The organism is Citrobacter sp. RHBSTW-00671, assembly GCF_014103415.1.
Taxonomy (GTDB): Bacteria; Pseudomonadota; Gammaproteobacteria; order Enterobacterales; family Enterobacteriaceae; genus Citrobacter.
On record NZ_JABXPR010000001.1, the window covers coordinates 1813145 to 1834962 of the forward strand.

Genomic DNA, 21818 nt, shown 5'->3' on the forward strand with positions numbered 1-21818 from the left:
CTGTTGCGACCGACCGTTTCCACCCCAGGCGAGAGACAATGTTTGATAATTTAACCGATCGTTTGTCGCGCACGCTGCGCAATATCAGTGGCCGTGGACGCCTTACTGAAGACAACGTTAAAGAGACGCTGCGCGAAGTGCGCATGGCGCTGCTGGAGGCTGACGTTGCGCTGCCGGTAGTGCGTGAGTTTATCAATCGCGTAAAAGAAAAAGCGGTTGGTCACGAAGTTAACAAGAGCCTGACTCCGGGTCAGGAGTTCGTCAAAATCGTTCGTAGCGAACTGGTTGCGGCGATGGGCGAAGAGAACCAGACGCTGAACCTGGCGGCACAGCCACCGGCCGTGGTACTGATGGCGGGCCTGCAGGGTGCGGGTAAAACCACCAGCGTCGGTAAGCTGGGTAAATTCCTGCGCGAGAAGCACAAGAAGAAAGTGCTGGTGGTCTCTGCCGACGTCTATCGCCCGGCGGCGATCAAACAGCTGGAAACGTTGGCCGAACAGGTCGGTGTGGACTTCTTCCCTTCTGACGTCGGTCAGAAGCCGATTGATATCGTTAATGCCGCGCTGAAAGAAGCTAAGCTCAAATTCTACGACGTGCTACTGGTGGATACCGCCGGTCGTCTGCACGTTGATGAAGCGATGATGGACGAAATCAAACAGGTCCACGCGTCTATCAATCCGGTAGAAACGCTGTTTGTTGTCGATGCCATGACCGGTCAGGATGCTGCGAATACTGCGAAAGCGTTTAACGAAGCACTGCCGCTGACCGGTGTGGTACTGACTAAAGTCGACGGTGACGCCCGTGGCGGTGCGGCATTGTCTATTCGTCATATCACCGGTAAGCCGATTAAATTCCTCGGTGTTGGTGAGAAGACGGAAGCGCTGGAGCCGTTCCACCCGGACAGGATTGCCTCACGTATTCTCGGTATGGGCGACGTGCTGTCGCTGATCGAAGATATCGAAAGCAAAGTTGACCGCGCACAGGCAGAGAAATTAGCCAGCAAGCTGAAAAAAGGCGATGGCTTTGATCTGAACGACTTCCTTGAACAGCTTAAGCAGATGAAAAACATGGGCGGCATGGCCAGCCTGATGGGCAAGCTGCCGGGCATGGGGCAGATCCCTGACAACGTGAAATCGCAGATGGACGATAAAGTGCTGGTGCGTATGGAAGCCATCATCAACTCGATGACGATGAAAGAACGCGCTAAGCCGGAAATCATCAAAGGTTCTCGCAAACGCCGTATCGCACTGGGCTGCGGGATGCAGGTACAGGACGTTAACCGTCTTCTGAAACAGTTCGACGACATGCAGCGCATGATGAAGAAAATGAAGAAGGGCGGGATGGCGAAGATGATGCGGAATATGAAGGGGATGATGCCGCCTGGCTTCCCTGGGCGCTAATTTTTCCGGCCTGGCTCACTGGCTATTTCGGCACTGGGGTGTGCTCGCCATCCTCACGTACTGCGTGTACGCTGCGGTGGCTGCGCGCACGCCGGCACCGAACTTGCTGCGCCGCCGACGGCCTTCTACGGCAGAGTTATTAACTGTTGATTGCTTTTTTCTCAGAAATCAGTAAAATTTTCGGGCTTTTAATATGACACCGGGTCCCTTCCCTCGATGGGGCCCGGTGTTTTATTCACACAAGAGGATGTTATGGTTACTATTCGTTTAGCTCGTCACGGCGCTAAAAAGCGTCCGTTCTACCAGGTTGTTGTTACCGACAGCCGTAATGCACGCAACGGTCGCTTCATCGAGCGCGTTGGCTTCTTTAACCCAATCGCTAGCGAAAAAGAAGAAGGCACTCGCCTGGATCTGGATCGCATCGCTCACTGGGTTGGCCAGGGCGCGACTATTTCTGATCGCGTAGCTACGCTGATCAAAGCAGCAAACAAAGCAGCTTAATCTGTCACGGTGGTCATGATGAGCAAGCAACTCGCCGCACAGGCACCCGTAGAACCCATTGTTTTGGGGAAAATGGGGTCTTCTTACGGTATCCGTGGTTGGCTCAGAGTGTTTTCTTCCACTGAAGACGCCGAAAGCATTTTTGACTATCAGCCCTGGTTTATCCAGAAGGCGGGTCAGTGGCAGCAAGTACAGCTGGAAAGCTGGAAGCACCACAATCAGGATCTGATCATCAAGCTGAAAGGCGTTGACGATCGTGATTCGGCGAATCTACTGACTAATTGTGAAATTGTCGTGGACTCCTCGCAGTTGCCTGCGCTGGAAGAGGGTACCTACTACTGGAAAGACCTTATGGGCTGCCAGGTAGTGACCACTGAAGGCTACGATCTCGGAAAAGTCATCGATATGATGGAAACCGGATCGAATGACGTGATCGTCATTAAGGCAAACCTGAAAGATGCGTTTGGTATCAAGGAACGTTTAGTACCGTTCCTCGATGGGCAGGTTATCAAGAAAGTCGATCTCGCTACTCGTACTATCGAAGTAGATTGGGATCCTGGTTTTTAAACCACCGGATAAACGGTAAAAGTCGGCGTTATGGGGATTGGCTTGTGTTTATAGGTATCGTTAGCCTGTTTCCAGAAATGTTCCGTGCAATTACCGATTACGGGGTAACTGGCCGGGCAGTAAAAAATGGCCTGCTGAACATCCAGAGCTGGAGTCCTCGTGACTTTACGCATGACCGGCACCGTACCGTGGACGATCGTCCTTATGGCGGCGGACCGGGGATGTTAATGATGGTGCAACCTTTACGGGATGCCATTCATGCAGCAAAAGCTGCGGCTGGTGAAGGCGCAAAGGTGATTTATCTGTCACCTCAGGGACGCAAGCTTGATCAAGCGGGCGTTAGCGAACTGGCAACGAATCAAAAGTTGATTCTGGTGTGTGGTCGCTATGAAGGAATAGATGAGCGCGTGATTCAAACCGAAATTGATGAAGAATGGTCAATCGGCGATTACGTTCTCAGCGGTGGTGAGTTACCGGCAATGACGCTGATCGACTCCGTTTCCCGGTTTATTCCGGGCGTACTGGGTCATGAAGCATCGGCAATCGAAGATTCGTTTGCTGACGGGTTGCTGGACTGTCCACACTATACCCGACCTGAAGTGTTAGAACAGATGGAGGTACCGGCGGTATTACTGTCGGGAAACCACGCTGAGATACGTCGCTGGCGTTTGAAGCAGTCGCTGGGCCGGACCTGGCTTAGAAGACCTGAACTTCTGGAAAACCTGGCTCTGACTGAAGAGCAAGCAAGGTTGCTGGCGGAGTTCAAAAAGGAACACGCACAACAGCAACATAAACATGATGGGCAGGCGTAAGCCCCCAATATCAGTTTACCCAGGATAAGAGATTAAATTATGAGCAACATTATTAAGCAACTTGAACAAGAACAGATGAAGCAGGACGTACCTTCCTTCCGTCCGGGTGATACCGTGGAAGTGAAAGTATGGGTTGTTGAAGGTTCCAAAAAACGTCTGCAGGCATTCGAGGGCGTGGTTATCGCTATTCGTAACCGCGGTCTGCACTCTGCATTCACTGTTCGTAAAATTTCCAACGGCGAAGGCGTTGAGCGTGTCTTCCAGACTCACTCTCCGGTAGTTGACAGCATTGCTGTTAAACGTCGTGGTGCTGTTCGTAAAGCTAAACTGTACTACCTGCGTGAGCGTACTGGTAAGTCTGCTCGTATCAAAGAGCGTCTTAACTAAGATATCGCTCAGGCGACATCCTGATAGAAGGGGCTGGCCATTTGGCTGGCCCCTTTTTTTATACCGACAGAACGCCTATGCCAGCGGTTAGCCGGGTAATTGATTTCGGGGCGTTGAAGGCTTAACGGGAAAGAGATTGTTGCGTTAGTGGCGAGGTGTTGAGTCGTGTGAGGCGGGGGCGTTCGACATTGCAATCGACTGACTGCGCGAGTTCAGTACGTCGTATTCTCTGTTAGCGCAGCCAGTCTGGCCATGATTAAGGTGTACTGATGACTACCGCAACGCGGCGGTTTTCGGCACGGCCTTTTGAAGTTTGGTTGCTGGCAAGCGGGTATTTCTTCCCGAGCCCTTGGGTTGTCAGGTTAGTACGTGGAATATTGGCACCCTGAGCCCAGGCGTCTGCAACCACATTGGCGCGTTTGAGCGACAGAGCTTCGTTGTAACTGTCCTCACCATAGTTATCGGTGTGACCATCCAGACGAGCATGGTTTAACCCGGTCGCAGCCAGTTTGGACGCCATTTCCTGGATTTGCTTTTCACTTTCAGGGCGGAGTTTATAGTCGTTTTTGTCAAACAGGATGGTGTCAGACAAACCCAGAGACCAGTCTCCTGAAGCTTCAGTGAATCCGTACGATTTCATCGCTGCAATTTGCTCTGGGGTAAATTTCCCCTGAGGTGCCTGACAGCCTGCCAGAATCAGCATGATAAGAATGAACGGGGATAATAAACGTTTTAGCATGTGTGTAATTCCTTATTTTTTAATAATGCGTTGAGAACGCAAATTTTTAGCCTGATACATATTGTGATCGGCAAGTTCTTGTAATTTCTCGGCAGAGGCATGTTCCCACGTCAGCGCAAAACCAATACTGAGTGTCATGCTTGCCAGATGACCGTTATGCAGGTCAAAAGGTCGAGTAAACTCTTGCGACAACGCCGCGCAGATACGTTGAACTTCGTATTCAGAATGGACGCTGTAAAGCACCATGGCAAATTCATCGCCGCCAAGTCGGTATGGGTGATGCCGATTACCACCAAATTCGGCCAGCCTTTTTGCGACTTCAATCAGGACACGATCGCCCGCAGCGTGTCCCCAGGTATCATTAATAAATTTAAAATTATCGCCATCAAGGAATAACAACGCAGAGCTGCTGTGGGCCGCGTCGTCGTTCATCAGTGCATTAATACTGCTACGAAATGCGGCACGGTTCGCGAGACCGGTCAAAGGGTCATGTAGCGCGGTACGCAACAGTTGGGCATTCTTTGCCTGCAGACGTAGTTGCCACTCTTCCATCTCATCCAGCAGGCTATTAAAGTCCTGCGCAAACAGATGAAATTCTTCAATCCGCTCTTCAGATACGCGCCGCGAGAAATTACGATTGGTACGAACATCATGTACCACCTCAGTAATATTTTGCAGGGCGTCCACGACACCATTGTGTAAATAACGAGTAAGCATTAATGCAATACCCGATGCCAGTAAAATGCATCCGGTAAGAACGGCCAGCGACAAATAAATGAAATGGCTAATAACGCTGTCGCGGGCAATCAGACGTACCTCACCAATAACGTCGCCATTGTGCAAAATGGGCTGAGTTACCGGTTGCGGGAACAGCCAGTGGCTGATAATGCTACTGATTTTGTCAGTGGTATCCTGCGCGTCATAGCGCCAGGTGGCGATCACTTTCTGCTTTTGATTGCGGACTTCTGCAACTGAAAATTGCCCTTGTTGTCCCAGTGCAGCCAGCGTTTCCGACGCTGCGACGCTATCCGAAAAGACTAATGCTGCTTCGAGCGTGCGGGTCATGGTTGCTGCCGTGAGATCCAGGTTTTTTTGTGCGTATTGCTTCAAAGCCAGCACCGACGAAATGCTAAGCAGCAGCCAAATCAGCGTCATGGTTACCAGTACGCTGACGATGCTGATACGCCGCAGCGTCCGCTTAAACGTTGGGCGTTTTATGGGGGAAGGACCCTTATTCATGCTTTTTATTCCGCGCAAGCATCAATACGTCCGGACTCACCCTTACACCGCTACGTGACAGGGAATCCATATTTACGGAAAATCTCACGTCTTCATCTTTAATTATGAGGCAAAAAGCGCTGCCAATAACGCATTCGGGATTCTGTTCGGCAATTAATAACAATGCCTTAGTAGGATATTTATTCTTTAATTCCGCCTGATATGTAGGGCTTTCTTTTCCAAAATAAAAACCATCACACTGCGCAACTAAAACTTCTTGTTCCGTATGAATGATGACAGGAAGATAGGGTAGTGCTCCTGCTCGGGTATCTTCCAGCACGCTGGAAAAGCGCGAAGAAGAGAATATACACAGTTTTGGTGGCCCTGAAAGTGCTGGCCAGCGTGTATAACTGACGATACCGGAAACCATAGAGCGCACAGATTTTGCCTCTTCCGTAACGCTGTGAGCGTACAGAGGTAATCCGGTCAGAAGCAGTGCCAGTAGAAGTATGAGTCGGTAAGAAAAGCTCATGAATAGGTACCTACCAGCGTTTGCCGTAATGCGTCGATATACATTCAAGATTGTTTGCAACAAAATAACATTAATTTCCCAGGGCGTCATTATTCCTGGAATGAGCATATTGAGAATTTAAGCTAAATCTCATTGATTTATAAAATTCAAGCTCTTGTTTAATTTAACCTTGTTGAGGCCGCACCTTCGTTTGCTCCTTTTTGCCATGCCTCATGTAACCGGTTGACATTGTCTACCGTGTCGCAACTGGCAGGGAAGGTTTTGCCGGTCAATCCTCTCGCGTAAACAAAGTCCTGCTGACAGGTTTTCCTTTGTCCTTCGGCGTACCCTTTAAGATATTGGGCGCGATCGACCTCTGGGTCATTGTAGTTGTCGGCAAGTGTCTCGTTATCTTTAACAACATGGCCTGAAATGGCATCCTGAATCCCGGCATCAAACCAGTCGGTACCTGTCCAGGTAGGGGAAAAAGTATAGGGATCTATCTGACATCCGCTGAGAAATAATACAAATAAGGTACAGATGAGTTGCTTCATTGCTTGTTCTCCCCGTTTTTTTAAAGCATAGCGGATTCATATATAGAAGAGTGTAAATTTAATTGTACGGCGACTGGCAGTGTTTTTGCAGTAAAATGGCTTTCTGTAAATAAAAATTTACGGAATGTGGATTGAAATCTTTACCTGTTGTGTTATCGTGATTACCTCCTCGCTGAGGAAAACTATCGCAAACGAGCTAAACAGGATCACCATCATGCAAAAAGACGCGCTGAACAACGTACACATTACCGACGAACAGGTTCTGATGACCCCAGAGCAGCTTAAAGCGGAATTTCCGCTGAGCCTCACACAGGAGGCGCAAATCGCTCAGTCGCGTAAAACCATTTCAGACATTATCTCTGGGCGCGACCCGCGACTGCTGGTGGTGTGTGGTCCATGCTCGATTCACGATCCTGAAGCGGCTATTGAGTACGCTCGTCGATTTAAAGCCCTTGCCGCAGAGGTCAGCGATAGCCTCTATCTGGTGATGCGCGTCTATTTTGAAAAACCCCGTACCACCGTCGGCTGGAAAGGGTTGATTAACGATCCTCATATGGATGGCTCTTTTGATGTTGAAGCGGGTCTGAAAATTGCGCGTCAGTTGCTGCTTGAATTGGTGAATATGGGGCTACCGCTGGCAACAGAAGCGTTAGATCCAAACAGCCCGCAATACCTGGGCGATCTGTTTAGCTGGTCAGCTATCGGTGCGCGTACCACTGAATCACAGACGCATCGTGAAATGGCTTCAGGTCTTTCCATGCCGGTTGGTTTTAAGAATGGTACAGATGGGAGCTTGGCGACGGCAATTAACGCGATGCGCGCCGCAGCACAATCACACCGCTTTGTGGGTATTAACCAGGCGGGGCAGGTTGCACTGCTGCAAACGCAGGGTAACCCTGATGGTCACGTGATCCTGCGTGGCGGTAAAGCGCCGAACTACAGCCCGGCGGATGTCGCCCAGTGCGAAAAAGAGATGGAGCAGGCAGGACTACGACCTTCTCTGATGGTAGATTGCAGTCATGGTAATTCCAATAAAGATTACCGTCGCCAGCCAGCCGTGGCTGAATCTGTGATTGCCCAAATCAAAGATGGCAATCGCTCAATCATCGGCTTGATGATTGAAAGTAATATTCACGAAGGCAACCAGTCCTCCGAACAGCCGCGTAGCGAAATGAAATACGGCGTCTCCGTAACTGATGCCTGCATTAGCTGGGAAATGACGGATGCGCTACTGCGTGAAATTAGTCAAGATTTAAACGGCCAGCTGACGGCGCGTGTAGCATAAGAGGTTGGTATGGTTGCTGAATTGACCGCATTACGCGATCAAATTGATGAAGTTGATAAGGCGTTGCTGGATTTACTGGCGCGCCGTCTGGAGCTGGTTGCCGAAGTCGGTGAAGTCAAAAGCCGCTTTGGGCTGCCGATCTACGTACCCGAGCGGGAAGCCTCGATGTTGGCTTCCCGCCGCGCAGAAGCTGAAGCGCTGGGGGTGCCGCCAGACCTGATCGAAGATGTATTGCGTCGGGTTATGCGCGAGTCATATTCCAGTGAGAATGACAAAGGCTTTAAGACGCTTTGTCCTTCTTTGCGTCCGGTGGTGATCGTCGGTGGTGGCGGACAGATGGGACGGCTATTCGAGAAGATGCTGACGCTGTCTGGCTATCAGGTGCGGATCCTGGAACAGCAGGACTGGGATCGCGCCACTGAGATCGTCGCCGATGCGGGCATGGTGATCGTCAGTGTGCCGATCCACGTTACCGAACAGGTAATCGCGAAATTACCGCGTCTACCGTCTGACTGTATTCTGGTCGATCTGGCCTCGGTGAAAAATGGTCCTCTGCAGGCGATGCTGGCGGCACACGACGGTCCGGTTGTGGGGCTACACCCGATGTTTGGTCCGGACAGCGGCAGCCTGGCAAAACAGGTCGTGGTGTGGTGTGATGGGCGGCAGCCGGAAGCCTATCAGTGGTTCCTTGAGCAGATTCAGGTTTGGGGCGCGAGATTGCATCGGATTAGCGCCGTTGAGCACGACCAGAATATGGCGTTCATCCAGGCGTTACGCCACTTTGCGACATTTGCTTACGGGCTGCATTTAGCGGAGGAGAATGTGCAACTGGAGCAGTTGCTGGCTCTTTCTTCACCTATTTACCGTCTTGAACTGGCGATGGTTGGCCGTCTGTTTGCCCAGGACCCTCAGCTCTATGCCGATATTATTATGTCGTCAGAGAGTAATCTTGCGCTCATCAAACGTTATTACCAACGTTTTGGCGAAGCGATTGGTTTGCTGGAGCAGGGGGATAAGCAGGCTTTTATCGACAGTTTCCGTAAGGTGGAACACTGGTTTGGCGACTATGCGCAGCGCTTCCAGAGTGAAAGCCGCACCCTGTTGCGCCAGGCTAACGATAGCCGTCAATAAGCAAGATGCCTGATGGCGGCTTCGCCTTATCCGGCCTACAAAAATCGCCTGAATTGTAGGCCGGATAAGGCGGAGCACCATCCGGCATTGTCAGGTTAGCTCGGGTCGACCGGCACCACGTTTTCACTCGGATAACATCCCAATACTTTCATTGAACGCGTAATCTCCCCCAACTCCTTCAGGGCTTTTTGCATCTGGGGTGATTCCAGGTTGGCCTGGATATCGAGATAAAACATCTCTTCCCATGGATTACCGTGAATCGGACGTGATTCCAGCTTGGTCATAATCAGATTATGGTTACGTAGTACCAGCAGCGCTTCAACCAGCGCACCTGCCTGTTGTCCTGTCGCCATCAGCAACGTTGTTTTCGCTGGAACCTGGTCAGAAACATTGATTGCTTTACGTGCCAGAACCACGAAGCGGGTAATGTTTTGCGTCTGGTTAGCTTCAATATGCTCAAGTACCTGCAGGCCATGCAGTACACCACCGGCTTCGCTCCCCAGGGCTGCTACGCGTGGGGAGTTAGCCTGGGCGACCTTTTCCATCGCCGCTGAAGTGCTTTCGGTGTATTCAATCTTCCAGTGCGGGTAGCGGTTCAGGAACTTGCTGCACTGCTGGAACGGTTGCGGGTGGCTGTATACCGTATCGATGCTCTCCAGAGCGGTTGTGCCCGACACCAGTACGCAATGGTCGATAGTAATTGTCATCTCTCCGACGATAGAGAGGCTGGTGTGTTGCAACAGATCGTAAACGTCGTTAATCGCACCGGAACTGGTGTTTTCAATAGGCACTACCGCGTAGTCAGCCTGTCCGGTTTCAACCTGATTAAAGATATCGGCAAATTTCGCGCAGCCGCTTTCAATAAACTGCTCAAAATGACGTGCGGCATACTGACGTGCTGCAAGGTGTGAGTAAGACCCTTTTGGTCCCAGGAAGGCAACACGAGCGGAATGCGGGTTGATCTTATTCAGATGCTGCTGAAGGAGCGCCTGCTGGGTCAGGACGGAGTCTTCGATAATAAGCTGGAACAGGCGCGTGATGTAGTGGGCATCGAGGTGATGCTCTTTACCAAGCTGAATTAAACGGTCGAGCAGGTCGCGTTCCCGATCAATATCGCGTACCGGGCGATGAGACAGCAACTTGGCTTTACCAACTTCTACCGCCAGACCTCGTCGTTCTGCCAGCAGAGCCAGTAATTTTTCATCCAGCGAGCTGATCTTTTCTCGCAGCGCCAGTAATGGGTTTTCCGATGTCATAGTGTTGCCTTTCTTGTTATCAATAAAAAAGGCCCCCCGGTGTGGGAGGCCTTATTGTTCGTCTTCGCATTCTTTATCACACGACGAAACGCCTCCCATTCAGGGGGAAGGTAAAAAAGAATGCGAAGAAGAACGGGACAAGTTTCATGTAATTTTCCTTTGGCTACGTCAGTAAAGTACCCGTACTGTTTTCACCCTGTCAACAAAAAACGCGCCCGAAGGCGCGTTGGCGATACACTCAATGTAAGGGACTACTCTTCTTCTGCTTCGACGAAGTTGGCGTCTTTTACTGAAGTTGTTGCACGACGGGCTTCGCCTTTGTGCTGCACTTTATTGAGCTGCCGTTCCAGCTTGTTGATCAAATCGTTAATGGCGGTGTACATATCCTCGTGTTTTGCGCTGGCGACCAGATGTCCATTCGGGGTGTTGATGGTGGCATCAGCAATGAAACCCTGTGGCTCCTTAGACAGAATGATATGTGGATTAATCAGATGAGTTTGCCATTTTTCTAGTTTGGCGAGACGGTCTGCGACATGCTGGCGAATTGCCGGAGTAATTTCCATTTGTTTACTGGTAATGTTCATTGTCATAAATTTTACCTCTTGTCTTTCCCGTCTTGGTGATTCCAGCATACCGTTCCTAATGTCAAAATGTGTGATTTGGATCACATTATTTTGTCGCTTTTTGTCAAGAAAACCTTTTTGTGAGGCACCGCAGGAACAGGCGATTTTTTACTTGAGGAATACCTGAAAGCAGGCCATATTTGATAGGATGCGTCGCAGCTAAACCGCTTCAGTTGTGGCGTTAACGGATAAAAAAACGGCAGCCCAAAGGCTGCCGTTGTGCATTCTGAGGTCAATCAGGTGTTGCTGCTGTTAGCGGCAATGATTTTCGCTACTTTTTCTGCCTGGGCATTCATCTGCATTTGGCGATAAGCGTTTTCCATCAACGGCAGGGCATCACGCGTTGCCTGGGTATCCGGATAGTCACGCAGCATACCTTCCACACGGTTCACAACTGCAACCCATGCGCCACGGGCGGTATAGTACTCAGCAACAGAGTATTCATACTTCGCCAGACGATCTTTCAGGAACACCAGACGCTTCGTGGCATCGGTTGTGTACTGGCTGTTCGGATAACCACGTACCAGTTTGGAAAAGTCATTAAACGCAGCTCGGGCATGCTGTGGATCGCGATCGCTACGATCGACGCCAAAGAATCCTTGCAGCGCGCTATCGTCCAGCGCCATATTGGTCAGGCCACGCATGTACATGACATAATCAATGTTCGGGTGAGTCGGGTTCAGACGAATAAAACGATCGATGGCAGCCTGAGCAAGTGGCAGATCGGCGTTTTTGTAGTAGGCGTAGATGAGATCTAATTGCACCTGCTGAGAATACGGTCCAAATGGATAACGGTTATCCAACGCTTCCAATTGCGTTATTGCCTGTTTCCAGTTACCGTCCTGCAGCTTTTGCTGAGCAGTCGCGTAGATTTCATTTGGCGGATTATCGGGCACCTCTTCCTTTGAACCAGAGCAACCCGCCAAAAACAGGCTCAACGTGGCTGCTGCCACCAGATATTTCATGCGCGTCATGACGTTTTGACTTTCCTCAAAATGTAATACGGGAGATTCTCTGTTCCTGCTCCCGGTTAAGACCAGCTACAATAGCACACTATATTAAACGGCAAAGCCGTAAAACCCAACGTTAAACGAAGAAGCAGTTTATGGCACAACGAGTAGAACTCACCGCAACAGTCTCCGAAAATCAGCTTGGTCAACGCTTAGATCAGGCTTTGGCCGAATTGTTCCCTGATTATTCGCGATCGCGCATAAAAGAATGGATCCTCGACCAGCGCGTACTGGTAAATGGCAATCTTTGCGATAAGCCGAAAGAAAAAGTGTTAGGTGGAGAGCGTGTCTCCATCAATGCTGAAATTGATGAAGAGGTTCGTTTTGAAGCTCAGGATATCCCGCTGGATATCGTTTATGAAGATGACGACATTCTTGTCATCAACAAACCACGTGATCTGGTGGTACATCCGGGCGCGGGCAATCCTGATGGTACGGTTTTGAATGCGTTGCTGCATTACTACCCGCCAATTGCGGATGTCCCACGAGCCGGTATTGTGCACCGTCTGGATAAAGACACAACCGGACTTATGGTTGTGGCAAAAACGGTCCCGGCGCAAACGCGCCTGGTCGAGTCATTGCAGCTGCGCGAAATCACTCGCGAGTATGAAGCTGTGGCGATTGGCCATATGACCGCGGGCGGTACGGTCGAAGAACCGATCAGCCGTCATCCCACCAAACGTACGCATATGTCAGTGCATCCAATGGGGAAACCTGCGGTAACGCACTATCGCATTATGGAGCATTTCCGTGTACACACGCGTCTGCGGTTGCGTCTGGAAACCGGACGTACGCACCAGATCCGCGTGCACATGGCGCATATCACCCACCCGCTGGTGGGCGATCAGGTCTACGGTGGTCGTCCGCGCCCACCGAAAGGCGCTTCTGATGAGTTTATCTCCGTGCTGCGTAAGTTTGACCGTCAGGCGCTGCACGCGACCATGTTGCGTTTGTATCACCCGATTTCCGGTATTGAGATGGAATGGCATGCGCCGATTCCGCAAGATATGGTGGAGCTTATCGAAGTGATGCGCGCTGATTTCGAAGAGCATAAGGATGATGTTGCCTGGCTATGAGTAAGCTAATTGTCCCGCAGTGGCCGATACCTCAGGGTGTCGCGGCCTGTAGTTCTACCCGCATTGGCGGCGTCAGTCTGTCGCCTTATGATTCGCTGAACCTGGGTGCCCATTGTGGCGATAACCCGGAGCATGTGGAAGAGAACCGCAAGCGGCTGTTTGCTGCGGGCAATCTGCCTTCGAAACCCGTCTGGCTTGAACAGGTACACGGTAAAGACGTCCTGAAATTAAGCGGCGGGCCATACTTATCTAAACGTGCAGATGCGTCCTACAGCAATACGCCAGGCACCGTATGTGCGGTGATGACGGCGGACTGTCTGCCGGTGCTGTTTTGTAATCGTGCTGGAACAGAAGTGGCGGCGGCCCATGCGGGCTGGCGCGGGTTATGTGAAGGTGTGCTGGAAGAAACGGTGGCGTGCTTTGCCGATAAACCGGAAAACATTATTGCCTGGTTAGGGCCGGCGATTGGTCCGATCGCGTTTGAGGTAGGTGCAGAAGTTCGCACCGCGTTTATGGCAAAAGATCCGCACGCTGACAGTGCATTTGTGCCGCGTGGTGAAAAATATCTGGCGGATATCTATCAACTTGCACGTCAACGTCTGGCAAATGTGGGGGTTGAGAACGTCCACGGTGGCGATCATTGCACCTTCAGCGAAAGTGAGACGTTCTTCTCTTATCGTCGCGACAATACCACGGGTCGTATGGCAAGTTTTATTTGGCTGATATAACCTAAAGAATCAAGACGATCCGGTACGTGTAATTTTCTTTTCACATAATTCAGGTCATTCACCTTGAATAATTGAGGGATGACCTCATTTAATCTCCAGTAGCAATTTTGACCTGTTATGGGAGGAGTTATGCGTCTGGATCGTCTTACCAATAAATTCCAGCTTGCTCTTGCCGATGCCCAGTCACTCGCACTGGGGCACGACAACCAATTTATCGAACCACTCCATCTAATGAGCGCCTTGCTGAATCAGGAAGGGGGATCGGTTCGTCCTTTGTTAACGTCCGCCGGCATTAATGCTGGCCAGTTACGTACAGCCATTGACCAGGCATTGAGCCGTTTACCACAGGTAGAAGGTACCGGTGGTGATGTTCAGCCTTCTCAGGATCTGGTGCGTGTACTGAATCTTTGCGACAAGCTGGCGCAAAAACGTGGAGACAATTTCATTTCGTCAGAACTGTTCGTTCTGGCGGCGCTTGAGTCGCGCGGTACGCTGACCGATTTATTAAAATCAGCAGGAGCGACAACCGCCAATATCACTCAGGCAATTGAACAAATGCGTGGAGGTGAAAGCGTGAATGACCAGGGGGCTGAAGACCAACGTCAGGCCTTGAAAAAATATACCGTCGACCTGACCGAACGCGCCGAACAAGGCAAGCTCGATCCGGTTATCGGTCGTGATGAAGAAATTCGCCGCACTATTCAGGTGCTGCAACGTCGTACTAAAAACAACCCGGTTTTGATCGGTGAGCCAGGTGTTGGTAAAACCGCTATCGTCGAAGGGCTGGCACAGCGAATCATTAACGGTGAAGTTCCTGAAGGGTTAAAAGGTCGTCGCGTGCTGGCGCTGGATATGGGCGCGCTGGTGGCCGGGGCGAAGTATCGCGGTGAGTTTGAAGAACGTTTAAAAGGTGTGCTCAACGATCTCTCGAAACAGGAAGGCAACGTCATTCTGTTTATCGATGAGTTGCATACTATGGTCGGCGCAGGTAAAGCCGATGGCGCGATGGACGCCGGTAACATGCTGAAACCGGCGCTGGCGCGCGGGGAGCTGCACTGCGTAGGGGCCACCACGCTTGATGAATATCGCCAGTACATCGAAAAAGATGCGGCGCTGGAACGTCGTTTCCAGAAAGTGTTTGTGGCTGAGCCATCAGTAGAAGACACCATCGCCATTTTGCGTGGTCTGAAAGAGCGTTACGAGCTGCACCACCATGTGCAGATTACTGACCCGGCGATTGTTGCGGCAGCCACGCTGTCTCACCGCTACATTGCTGACCGTCAGTTGCCGGATAAAGCTATCGACCTTATCGATGAAGCAGCGTCCAGCATCCGTATGCAGATTGACTCCAAGCCGGAGGAACTCGACAGACTCGACCGTCGTATTATCCAGCTCAAGCTGGAACAGCAGGCGTTAATGAAAGAGTCTGATGAGGCAAGTAAAAAACGTCTTGATATGCTTAATGAAGAACTGGACGACAAAGAGCGCCAGTATTCAGAGTTAGAAGAAGAGTGGAAAGCTGAAAAAGCGTCTCTCTCTGGAACGCAAACCATCAAGGCAGAGCTGGAACAGGCAAAAATCGCTATCGAACAGGCGCGTCGCGTCGGTGATCTGGCGCGCATGTCTGAACTGCAGTACGGCAAAATTCCGGAACTGGAAAAACAGCTGGAAGCAGCAACCCAGTCTGAAGGTAAAACTATGCGTCTGCTGCGTAATAAAGTGACGGATGCAGAAATCGCCGAAGTGCTGGCGCGCTGGACCGGTATCCCGGTGGCTCGTATGTTGGAAGGCGAGCGGGAAAAATTGTTGCGGATGGAACAGGATCTGCACAGCCGCGTGATTGGCCAGAACGAAGCGGTAGAAGCGGTATCTAACGCCATCCGTCGTAGCCGTGCAGGATTGTCCGATCCGAATCGTCCGATTGGTTCATTCTTGTTCCTGGGGCCTACCGGTGTCGGTAAAACCGAGCTGTGCAAAGCACTGGCGAACTTTATGTTCGACAGTGACGATGCGATGGTGCGTATCGATATGTCCGAGTTTATGGAGAAACACTCTGTATCTCGCCTGGTCGGTGCGCCTCCGGGATATGTCGGTTATGAAGAAGGTGGGTACCTGACGGAAGCGGTACGTCGTCGCCCTTATTCGGTCATCCTGCTGGATGAAGTGGAAAAAGCGCATCCGGATGTCTTCAACATTCTGCTGCAGGTGCTTGACGATGGTCGATTAACTGACGGGCAGGGGAGAACGGTCGATTTCCGTAATACGGTTGTCATCATGACCTCGAACCTGGGCTCTGATCTGATTCAGGAGCGTTTCGGCGAGCTGGATTACAGCCATATGAAAGATATGGTGCTGGGCGTAGTGAGCCAGAACTTCCGCCCGGAATTCATCAACCGTATAGATGAGGTTGTTGTATTCCATCCGTTGGGTGAGAAACACATTGCTTCTATTGCTCAGATCCAACTGCAGCGTCTGTACAAACGTCTGGAAGAGCGTGGTTATGAAATCCACATCTCTGACGAAGCGCTTAAATTGCTGAGTGTGAATGGTTATGATCCTGTATACGGTGCACGTCCATTGAAACGTGCTATCCAGCAGCAGATCGAAAACCCACTGGCACAGCAAATCTTGTCTGGTGAGCTGATTCCAGGCAAAACGATTCGTCTGGAAGTGAATGATGATCGTATTGTGGCAGTGCAGTAAGTCACAAAACCTAAATAAACGGGCCCTGCGGGGCTCGTTTTTGTTTGAAAACCAGGCAAAAATAGCTTCATTGTCTGAAAAGTAATCGCTTGATAAGTTTTTTGTATTTTTAACTTGTCAGCCTGAAATAACTCCCTATAATGCGCCTCCACTGACACGGAAAAACGGACTACAAGCCGCCGGGTCAGCGGGGTTCCACTGAGAACTCTGGCGAAGAAAGCGAAATTAAATGCTTGACTTCGTGGCGGGATGGCGTAATATGCACACCCCGCGCCGCTGAGAAAAAGCGAAGCGGCACTGCTCTTTAACAATTTATCAGACAATCTGTGTGGGCACTCGAAGATACGGATTCTTAACGTCGCAAGACGAAAAATGAATACCAAGTCTCTTGAGTGAACATACGTAATTCATTACGAAGTTTAATTCACGAGCATCAAACTTAAATTGAAGAGTTTGATCATGGCTCAGATTGAACGCTGGCGGCAGGCCTAACACATGCAAGTCGAACGGTAGCACAGAGGAGCTTGCTCCTTGGGTGACGAGTGGCGGACGGGTGAGTAATGTCTGGGAAACTGCCCGATGGAGGGGGATAACTACTGGAAACGGTAGCTAATACCGCATAACGTCGCAAGACCAAAGAGGGGGACCTTCGGGCCTCTTGCCATCGGATGTGCCCAGATGGGATTAGCTAGTAGGTGGGGTAACGGCTCACCTAGGCGACGATCCCTAGCTGGTCTGAGAGGATGACCAGCCACACTGGAACTGAGACACGGTCCAGACTCCTACGGGAGGCAGCAGTGGGGAATATTGCACAATGGGCGCAAGCCTGATGCAGCCATGCCGCGTGTATGAAGAAGGCCTTCGGGTTGTAAAGTACTTTCAGCGAGGAGGAAGGGGATGTGGTTAATAACCGCATTCATTGACGTTACTCGCAGAAGAAGCACCGGCTAACTCCGTGCCAGCAGCCGCGGTAATACGGAGGGTGCAAGCGTTAATCGGAATTACTGGGCGTAAAGCGCACGCAGGCGGTCTGTCAAGTCGGATGTGAAATCCCCGGGCTCAACCTGGGAACTGCATCCGAAACTGGCAGGCTAGAGTCTTGTAGAGGGGGGTAGAATTCCAGGTGTAGCGGTGAAATGCGTAGAGATCTGGAGGAATACCGGTGGCGAAGGCGGCCCCCTGGACAAAGACTGACGCTCAGGTGCGAAAGCGTGGGGAGCAAACAGGATTAGATACCCTGGTAGTCCACGCCGTAAACGATGTCGACTTGGAGGTTGTGCCCTTGAGGCGTGGCTTCCGGAGCTAACGCGTTAAGTCGACCGCCTGGGGAGTACGGCCGCAAGGTTAAAACTCAAATGAATTGACGGGGGCCCGCACAAGCGGTGGAGCATGTGGTTTAATTCGATGCAACGCGAAGAACCTTACCTACTCTTGACATCCACGGAATTTAGCAGAGATGCTTTAGTGCCTTCGGGAACCGTGAGACAGGTGCTGCATGGCTGTCGTCAGCTCGTGTTGTGAAATGTTGGGTTAAGTCCCGCAACGAGCGCAACCCTTATCCTTTGTTGCCAGCGGTCCGGCCGGGAACTCAAAGGAGACTGCCAGTGATAAACTGGAGGAAGGTGGGGATGACGTCAAGTCATCATGGCCCTTACGAGTAGGGCTACACACGTGCTACAATGGCGCATACAAAGAGAAGCGACCTCGCGAGAGCAAGCGGACCTCATAAAGTGCGTCGTAGTCCGGATTGGAGTCTGCAACTCGACTCCATGAAGTCGGAATCGCTAGTAATCGTGGATCAGAATGCCACGGTGAATACGTTCCCGGGCCTTGTACACACCGCCCGTCACACCATGGGAGTGGGTTGCAAAAGAAGTAGGTAGCTTAACCTTCGGGAGGGCGCTTACCACTTTGTGATTCATGACTGGGGTGAAGTCGTAACAAGGTAACCGTAGGGGAACCTGCGGTTGGATCACCTCCTTACCTTAAAGAAACGTACTTTGTAGTGCTCACACAGATTGTCTGATGAAAAGTAAATAGCAAGGCGTCTTGCGATTGAGACTGACACGTCCCCTTCGTCTAGAGGCCCAGGACACCGCCCTTTCACGGCGGTAACAGGGGTTCGAATCCCCTAGGGGACGCCACTTGCTGGTTTGTGTGAGTGAAAGTCGCCGGCCTTAATATCTCAAAACTGACTTCCGAGTCATGTTTGAGATATTTGCTCTTTAAAAATCTGGATCAAGCTGAAAATTGAAACGACACACTGTGTCTGTTCTCCGTAATAAGAACAGATAAATGGTGTGTTCGAGTCTCTCAAATTTTCGCAACACGATGTGTTTTACGAAACATCTTCGGGTTGTGAGGTTAAGCGACTAAGCGTACACGGTGGATGCCCTGGCAGTCAGAGGCGATGAAGGACGTGCTAATCTGCGATAAGCGTCGGTAAGGTGATATGAACCGTTATAACCGGCGATTTCCGAATGGGGAAACCCAGTGTGTTTCGACACACTATCATTACGTGAATACATAGCGTAATGAAGCGAACCGGGGGAACTGAAACATCTAAGTACCCCGAGGAAAAGAAATCAACCGAGATTCCCCCAGTAGCGGCGAGCGAACGGGGAGCAGCCCAGAGTCTGAATCAGCATGTGTGGTAGTGGAACGGTCTGGAAAGTCCGACGGTACAGGGTGATAGTCCCGTACACAAAATCGCATGTGTTGTGAACTCGAAGAGTAGGGCGGGACACGTGGTATCCTGTCTGAATATGGGGGGACCATCCTCCAAGGCTAAATACTCCTGACTGACCGATAGTGAACCAGTACCGTGAGGGAAAGGCGAAAAGAACCCCGGCGAGGGGAGTGAAAAAGAACCTGAAACCGTGTACGTACAAGCAGTGGGAGCCTCTTTATGGGGTGACTGCGTACCTTTTGTATAATGGGTCAGCGACTTATATTCTGTAGCAAGGTTAACCGAATAGGGGAGCCGAAGGGAAACCGAGTCTTAACTGGGCGTTAAGTTGCAGGGTATAGACCCGAAACCCGGTGATCTAGCCATGGGCAGGTTGAAGGTTGGGTAACACTAACTGGAGGACCGAACCGACTAATGTTGAAAAATTAGCGGATGACTTGTGGCTGGGGGTGAAAGGCCAATCAAACCGGGAGATAGCTGGTTCTCCCCGAAAGCTATTTAGGTAGCGCCTCGTGAATTCATCTTCGGGGGTAGAGCACTGTTTCGGCTAGGGGGTCATCCCGACTTACCAACCCGATGCAAACTGCGAATACCGAAGAATGTTATCACGGGAGACACACGGCGGGTGCTAACGTCCGTCGTGAAGAGGGAAACAACCCAGACCGCCAGCTAAGGTCCCAAAGTCACAGTTAAGTGGGAAACGATGTGGGAAGGCACAGACAGCCAGGATGTTGGCTTAGAAGCAGCCATCATTTAAAGAAAGCGTAATAGCTCACTGGTCGAGTCGGCCTGCGCGGAAGATGTAACGGGGCTAAACTGTGCACCGAAGCTGCGGCAGCGACACTATGTGTTGTTGGGTAGGGGAGCGTTCTGTAAGCCGTTGAAGGTGTCCTGTGAGGGGTGCTGGAGGTATCAGAAGTGCGAATGCTGACATAAGTAACGATAATGCGGGTGAAAAACCCGCACGCCGGAAGACCAAGGGTTCCTGTCCAACGTTAATCGGGGCAGGGTGAGTCGACCCCTAAGGCGAGGCCGAAAGGCGTAGTCGATGGGAAACAGGTTAATATTCCTGTACTTGGTGTTACTGCGAAGGGGGGACGGAGAAGGCTATGTTAGCCGGGCGACGGTTGTCCCGGTTTAAGCATGTAGGCGGGAAGTTTAGGTAAATCCGGACTTCTTTTAACGCTGAGGTGTGATGACGAGGCACTACGGTGCTGAAGTAACAAATGCCCTGCTTCCAGGAAAAGCCTCTAAGCATCAGGTAACACGAAATCGTACCCCAAACCGACACAGGTGGTCAGGTAGAGAATACCAAGGCGCTTGAGAGAACTCGGGTGAAGGAACTAGGCAAAATGGTGCCGTAACTTCGGGAGAAGGCACGCTGATATGTAGGTGAAGTGATTTACTCATGGAGCTGAAATCAGTCGAAGATACCAGCTGGCTGCAACTGTTTATTAAAAACACAGCACTGTGCAAACACGAAAGTGGACGTATACGGTGTGACGCCTGCCCGGTGCCGGAAGGTTAATTGATGGGGTTATCCGTAAGGAGAAGCTCTTGATCGAAGCCCCGGTAAACGGCGGCCGTAACTATAACGGTCCTAAGGTAGCGAAATTCCTTGTCGGGTAAGTTCCGACCTGCACGAATGGCGTAATGATGGCCAGGCTGTCTCCACCCGAGACTCAGTGAAATTGAACTCGCTGTGAAGATGCAGTGTACCCGCGGCAAGACGGAAAGACCCCGTGAACCTTTACTATAGCTTGACACTGAACACTGGTCCTTGATGTGTAGGATAGGTGGGAGGCTTTGAAGCGTGGACGCCAGTCTGCGTGGAGCCGACCTTGAAATACCACCCTTTAATGGCTGGTGTTCTAACGTAGACCCGTAATCCGGGTTGCGGACAGTGTCTGGTGGGTAGTTTGACTGGGGCGGTCTCCTCCTAAAGAGTAACGGAGGAGCACGAAGGTTAGCTAATCCTGGTCGGACATCAGGAGGTTAGTGCAAAGGCATAAGCTAGCTTGACTGCGAGAGTGACGGCTCGAGCAGGTGCGAAAGCAGGTCTTAGTGATCCGGTGGTTCTGAATGGAAGGGCCATCGCTCAACGGATAAAAGGTACTCCGGGGATAACAGGCTGATACCGCCCAAGAGTTCATATCGACGGCGGTGTTTGGCACCTCGATGTCGGCTCATCACATCCTGGGGCTGAAGTAGGTCCCAAGGGTATGGCTGTTCGCCATTTAAAGTGGTACGCGAGCTGGGTTTAGAACGTCGTGAGACAGTTCGGTCCCTATCTGCCGTGGGCGCTGGAGAATTGAGGGGGGCTGCTCCTAGTACGAGAGGACCGGAGTGGACGCATCACTGGTGTTCGGGTTGTCATGCCAATGGCATTGCCCGGTAGCTAAATGCGGAAGAGATAAGTGCTGAAAGCATCTAAGCACGAAACTTGCCCCGAGATGAGTTCTCCCTGAGACTATAAGTCTCCTGAAGGAACGTTGAAGACGACGACGTTGATAGGTCGGGTGTGTAAGTGTAGCGATACATTGAGCTAACCGATACTAATGAACCGTGAGGCTTAACCTTACAACGCCGAAGATGTTTTGGCGAAAGACAGACATCAGTTTCAGCTTG

18 protein-coding genes, 1 tRNA gene, 2 rRNA genes and 1 other annotated feature are annotated in these 21818 nt (G+C 51.1%); of the genes, 13 read left to right on the forward strand and 8 right to left on the reverse strand.

The features are described 5' to 3' along the window. Positions 1–38: 38 nt before the first annotated feature. From ffh to rplS, 5 genes are all read left to right on the forward strand, one after another. Entirely contained in the window at positions 39–1400 is a 1362-nt protein-coding gene (ffh, locus tag HV261_RS08630) for a signal recognition particle protein (protein WP_202038011.1), read from the forward strand. A 252-nt stretch (positions 1401–1652) separates the two neighbouring features. Then, the gene (rpsP, locus tag HV261_RS08635; protein ID WP_003031228.1) at positions 1653–1901 is read left to right on the forward strand and encodes a 30S ribosomal protein S16; all 249 of its coding nucleotides are present in this window, start codon (positions 1653–1655) and stop codon (positions 1899–1901) included. 18 nt (positions 1902–1919) lie between these two features. Further along, entirely contained in the window at positions 1920–2468 is a 549-nt protein-coding gene (rimM, locus tag HV261_RS08640) for a ribosome maturation factor RimM (RefSeq protein WP_202039674.1), read from the forward strand. Positions 2469–2512: 44 nt separating this feature from the next. Beyond that, positions 2513–3280, forward strand: coding sequence for a tRNA (guanosine(37)-N1)-methyltransferase TrmD (trmD, locus tag HV261_RS08645; RefSeq protein ID WP_003031232.1), 768 nt, complete (start codon positions 2513–2515; stop codon positions 3278–3280). A gap of 39 nt (positions 3281–3319) precedes the next feature. Further along, the gene (gene rplS / locus HV261_RS08650; protein WP_002914145.1) at positions 3320–3667 is read left to right on the forward strand and encodes a 50S ribosomal protein L19; all 348 of its coding nucleotides are present in this window, start codon (positions 3320–3322) and stop codon (positions 3665–3667) included. A 256-nt stretch (positions 3668–3923) separates the two neighbouring features. On the opposite strand, the gene HV261_RS08655 is transcribed toward rplS, so the two are convergent. The 4 genes from HV261_RS08655 to HV261_RS08670 form a co-directional block, all read right to left on the reverse strand. Next, the gene (locus tag HV261_RS08655) at positions 3924–4406 is read right to left on the reverse strand and encodes an OmpA family protein (protein WP_005130427.1); all 483 of its coding nucleotides are present in this window, start codon (positions 4404–4406) and stop codon (positions 3924–3926) included. 12 nt (positions 4407–4418) lie between these two features. Next, entirely contained in the window at positions 4419–5645 is a 1227-nt protein-coding gene (gene dgcN / locus HV261_RS08660) for a diguanylate cyclase DgcN/YfiN (RefSeq protein ID WP_137383490.1), read from the reverse strand. Continuing rightward, entirely contained in the window at positions 5638–6156 is a 519-nt protein-coding gene (gene yfiR / locus HV261_RS08665; protein WP_040234078.1) for a regulatory sequestration protein YfiR, read from the reverse strand. The genes dgcN and yfiR overlap by 8 nt, the downstream gene beginning before the upstream one ends. Positions 6157–6314: 158 nt before the next feature. Then, positions 6315–6689, reverse strand: a complete 375-nt coding sequence (locus tag HV261_RS08670; protein ID WP_202038012.1) for a DUF2799 domain-containing protein — start codon at positions 6687–6689, stop codon at positions 6315–6317. Between the two features lie 214 nt (positions 6690–6903). Here HV261_RS08670 and aroF point away from each other — a divergent pair, with 214 nt between their 5' ends. Both aroF and tyrA read left to right on the forward strand, forming a co-directional pair. Continuing rightward, on the forward strand, positions 6904–7974 hold the full coding sequence (gene aroF / locus HV261_RS08675; RefSeq protein ID WP_202038013.1) for a 3-deoxy-7-phosphoheptulonate synthase AroF: 1071 nt from the start codon (positions 6904–6906) through the stop codon (positions 7972–7974). A gap of 9 nt (positions 7975–7983) precedes the next feature. Next, positions 7984–9105, forward strand: coding sequence for a bifunctional chorismate mutase/prephenate dehydrogenase (gene tyrA / locus HV261_RS08680; RefSeq protein WP_137383487.1), 1122 nt, complete (start codon positions 7984–7986; stop codon positions 9103–9105). Positions 9106–9200: 95 nt separating this feature from the next. Here the strand turns inward: tyrA and pheA are convergent, their stop codons facing one another. From pheA to bamD, 4 genes are all read right to left on the reverse strand, one after another. Next, positions 9201–10361 carry a bifunctional chorismate mutase/prephenate dehydratase gene (pheA, locus tag HV261_RS08685; protein ID WP_202038014.1) on the reverse strand — a complete coding sequence of 387 codons (1161 nt, stop codon included), beginning with the start codon at positions 10359–10361 and terminating at the stop codon, positions 9201–9203. A 22-nt stretch (positions 10362–10383) separates the two neighbouring features. Beyond that, positions 10384–10510: a sequence feature (Phe leader region), on the reverse strand. Then, the gene (pheL, locus tag HV261_RS27515) at positions 10438–10509 is read right to left on the reverse strand and encodes a pheA operon leader peptide PheL (RefSeq protein WP_220472511.1); all 72 of its coding nucleotides are present in this window, start codon (positions 10507–10509) and stop codon (positions 10438–10440) included. Its footprint overlaps the feature before it by 72 nt. Before the next feature lie 102 nt (positions 10511–10612). Continuing rightward, positions 10613–10951, reverse strand: a complete 339-nt coding sequence (raiA, locus tag HV261_RS08690) for a ribosome-associated translation inhibitor RaiA (protein ID WP_003031244.1) — start codon at positions 10949–10951, stop codon at positions 10613–10615. Positions 10952–11220: 269 nt separating this feature from the next. Beyond that, positions 11221–11958: an outer membrane protein assembly factor BamD gene (bamD, locus tag HV261_RS08695; RefSeq protein ID WP_005130417.1), complete on the reverse strand. Its 738-nt coding sequence runs from the start codon at positions 11956–11958 to the stop codon at positions 11221–11223. 131 nt (positions 11959–12089) lie between these two features. Between bamD and rluD the strand changes: the two genes are divergently transcribed. The 6 genes from rluD to HV261_RS08725 all read left to right on the forward strand — a co-directional run bounded on the left by rluD (position 12090) and on the right by HV261_RS08725 (position 21770). Beyond that, entirely contained in the window at positions 12090–13070 is a 981-nt protein-coding gene (gene rluD, locus HV261_RS08700) for a 23S rRNA pseudouridine(1911/1915/1917) synthase RluD (protein ID WP_005130415.1), read from the forward strand. Beyond that, on the forward strand, positions 13067–13798 hold the full coding sequence (gene yfiH / locus HV261_RS08705) for a purine nucleoside phosphorylase YfiH (RefSeq protein ID WP_202038015.1): 732 nt from the start codon (positions 13067–13069) through the stop codon (positions 13796–13798). The genes rluD and yfiH overlap by 4 nt, the downstream gene beginning before the upstream one ends. A gap of 129 nt (positions 13799–13927) precedes the next feature. Next, complete coding sequence (gene clpB, locus HV261_RS08710; RefSeq protein ID WP_202038016.1) at positions 13928–16501, forward strand: ATP-dependent chaperone ClpB; 2574 nt, start codon at positions 13928–13930, stop codon at positions 16499–16501. A 441-nt stretch (positions 16502–16942) separates the two neighbouring features. Next, positions 16943–18484: ribosomal RNA gene (locus tag HV261_RS08715) — 16S ribosomal RNA — on the forward strand. Between the two features lie 85 nt (positions 18485–18569). Further along, positions 18570–18645: transfer RNA gene (locus HV261_RS08720), tRNA-Glu, on the forward strand. A gap of 218 nt (positions 18646–18863) precedes the next feature. After that, positions 18864–21770 (forward strand): 23S ribosomal RNA (locus HV261_RS08725). Together the 16S and 23S rRNA genes with 1 tRNA gene alongside form the textbook arrangement of a ribosomal RNA operon. Positions 21771–21818: the final 48 nt, after the last annotated feature.

What these genes read in the sequence shown, in the direction of transcription:
- ffh (WP_202038011.1), top strand. Translation starts at nt 39, where the DNA reads ATGTTTGATAATTTAACCGATCGTTTGTCGCGCACGCTGCGCAATATC.
- rpsP (WP_003031228.1), top strand. Translation starts at nt 1,653, where the DNA reads ATGGTTACTATTCGTTTAGCTCGTCACGGCGCTAAAAAGCGTCCGTTC.
- rimM (WP_202039674.1), top strand. Translation starts at nt 1,920, where the DNA reads ATGAGCAAGCAACTCGCCGCACAGGCACCCGTAGAACCCATTGTTTTG.
- rplS (WP_002914145.1), top strand. Translation starts at nt 3,320, where the DNA reads ATGAGCAACATTATTAAGCAACTTGAACAAGAACAGATGAAGCAGGAC.
- HV261_RS08655 (WP_005130427.1), bottom strand. Translation starts at nt 4,406, where the DNA reads ATGCTAAAACGTTTATTATCCCCGTTCATTCTTATCATGCTGATTCTG.
- dgcN (WP_137383490.1), bottom strand. Translation starts at nt 5,645, where the DNA reads ATGAATAAGGGTCCTTCCCCCATAAAACGCCCAACGTTTAAGCGGACG.
- yfiR (WP_040234078.1), bottom strand. Translation starts at nt 6,156, where the DNA reads ATGAGCTTTTCTTACCGACTCATACTTCTACTGGCACTGCTTCTGACC.
- HV261_RS08670 (WP_202038012.1), bottom strand. Translation starts at nt 6,689, where the DNA reads ATGAAGCAACTCATCTGTACCTTATTTGTATTATTTCTCAGCGGATGT.
- aroF (WP_202038013.1), top strand. Translation starts at nt 6,904, where the DNA reads ATGCAAAAAGACGCGCTGAACAACGTACACATTACCGACGAACAGGTT.
- tyrA (WP_137383487.1), top strand. Translation starts at nt 7,984, where the DNA reads ATGGTTGCTGAATTGACCGCATTACGCGATCAAATTGATGAAGTTGAT.
- pheA (WP_202038014.1), bottom strand. Translation starts at nt 10,361, where the DNA reads ATGACATCGGAAAACCCATTACTGGCGCTGCGAGAAAAGATCAGCTCG.
- raiA (WP_003031244.1), bottom strand. Translation starts at nt 10,951, where the DNA reads ATGACAATGAACATTACCAGTAAACAAATGGAAATTACTCCGGCAATT.
- bamD (WP_005130417.1), bottom strand. Translation starts at nt 11,958, where the DNA reads ATGACGCGCATGAAATATCTGGTGGCAGCAGCCACGTTGAGCCTGTTT.
- rluD (WP_005130415.1), top strand. Translation starts at nt 12,090, where the DNA reads ATGGCACAACGAGTAGAACTCACCGCAACAGTCTCCGAAAATCAGCTT.
- yfiH (WP_202038015.1), top strand. Translation starts at nt 13,067, where the DNA reads ATGAGTAAGCTAATTGTCCCGCAGTGGCCGATACCTCAGGGTGTCGCG.
- clpB (WP_202038016.1), top strand. Translation starts at nt 13,928, where the DNA reads ATGCGTCTGGATCGTCTTACCAATAAATTCCAGCTTGCTCTTGCCGAT.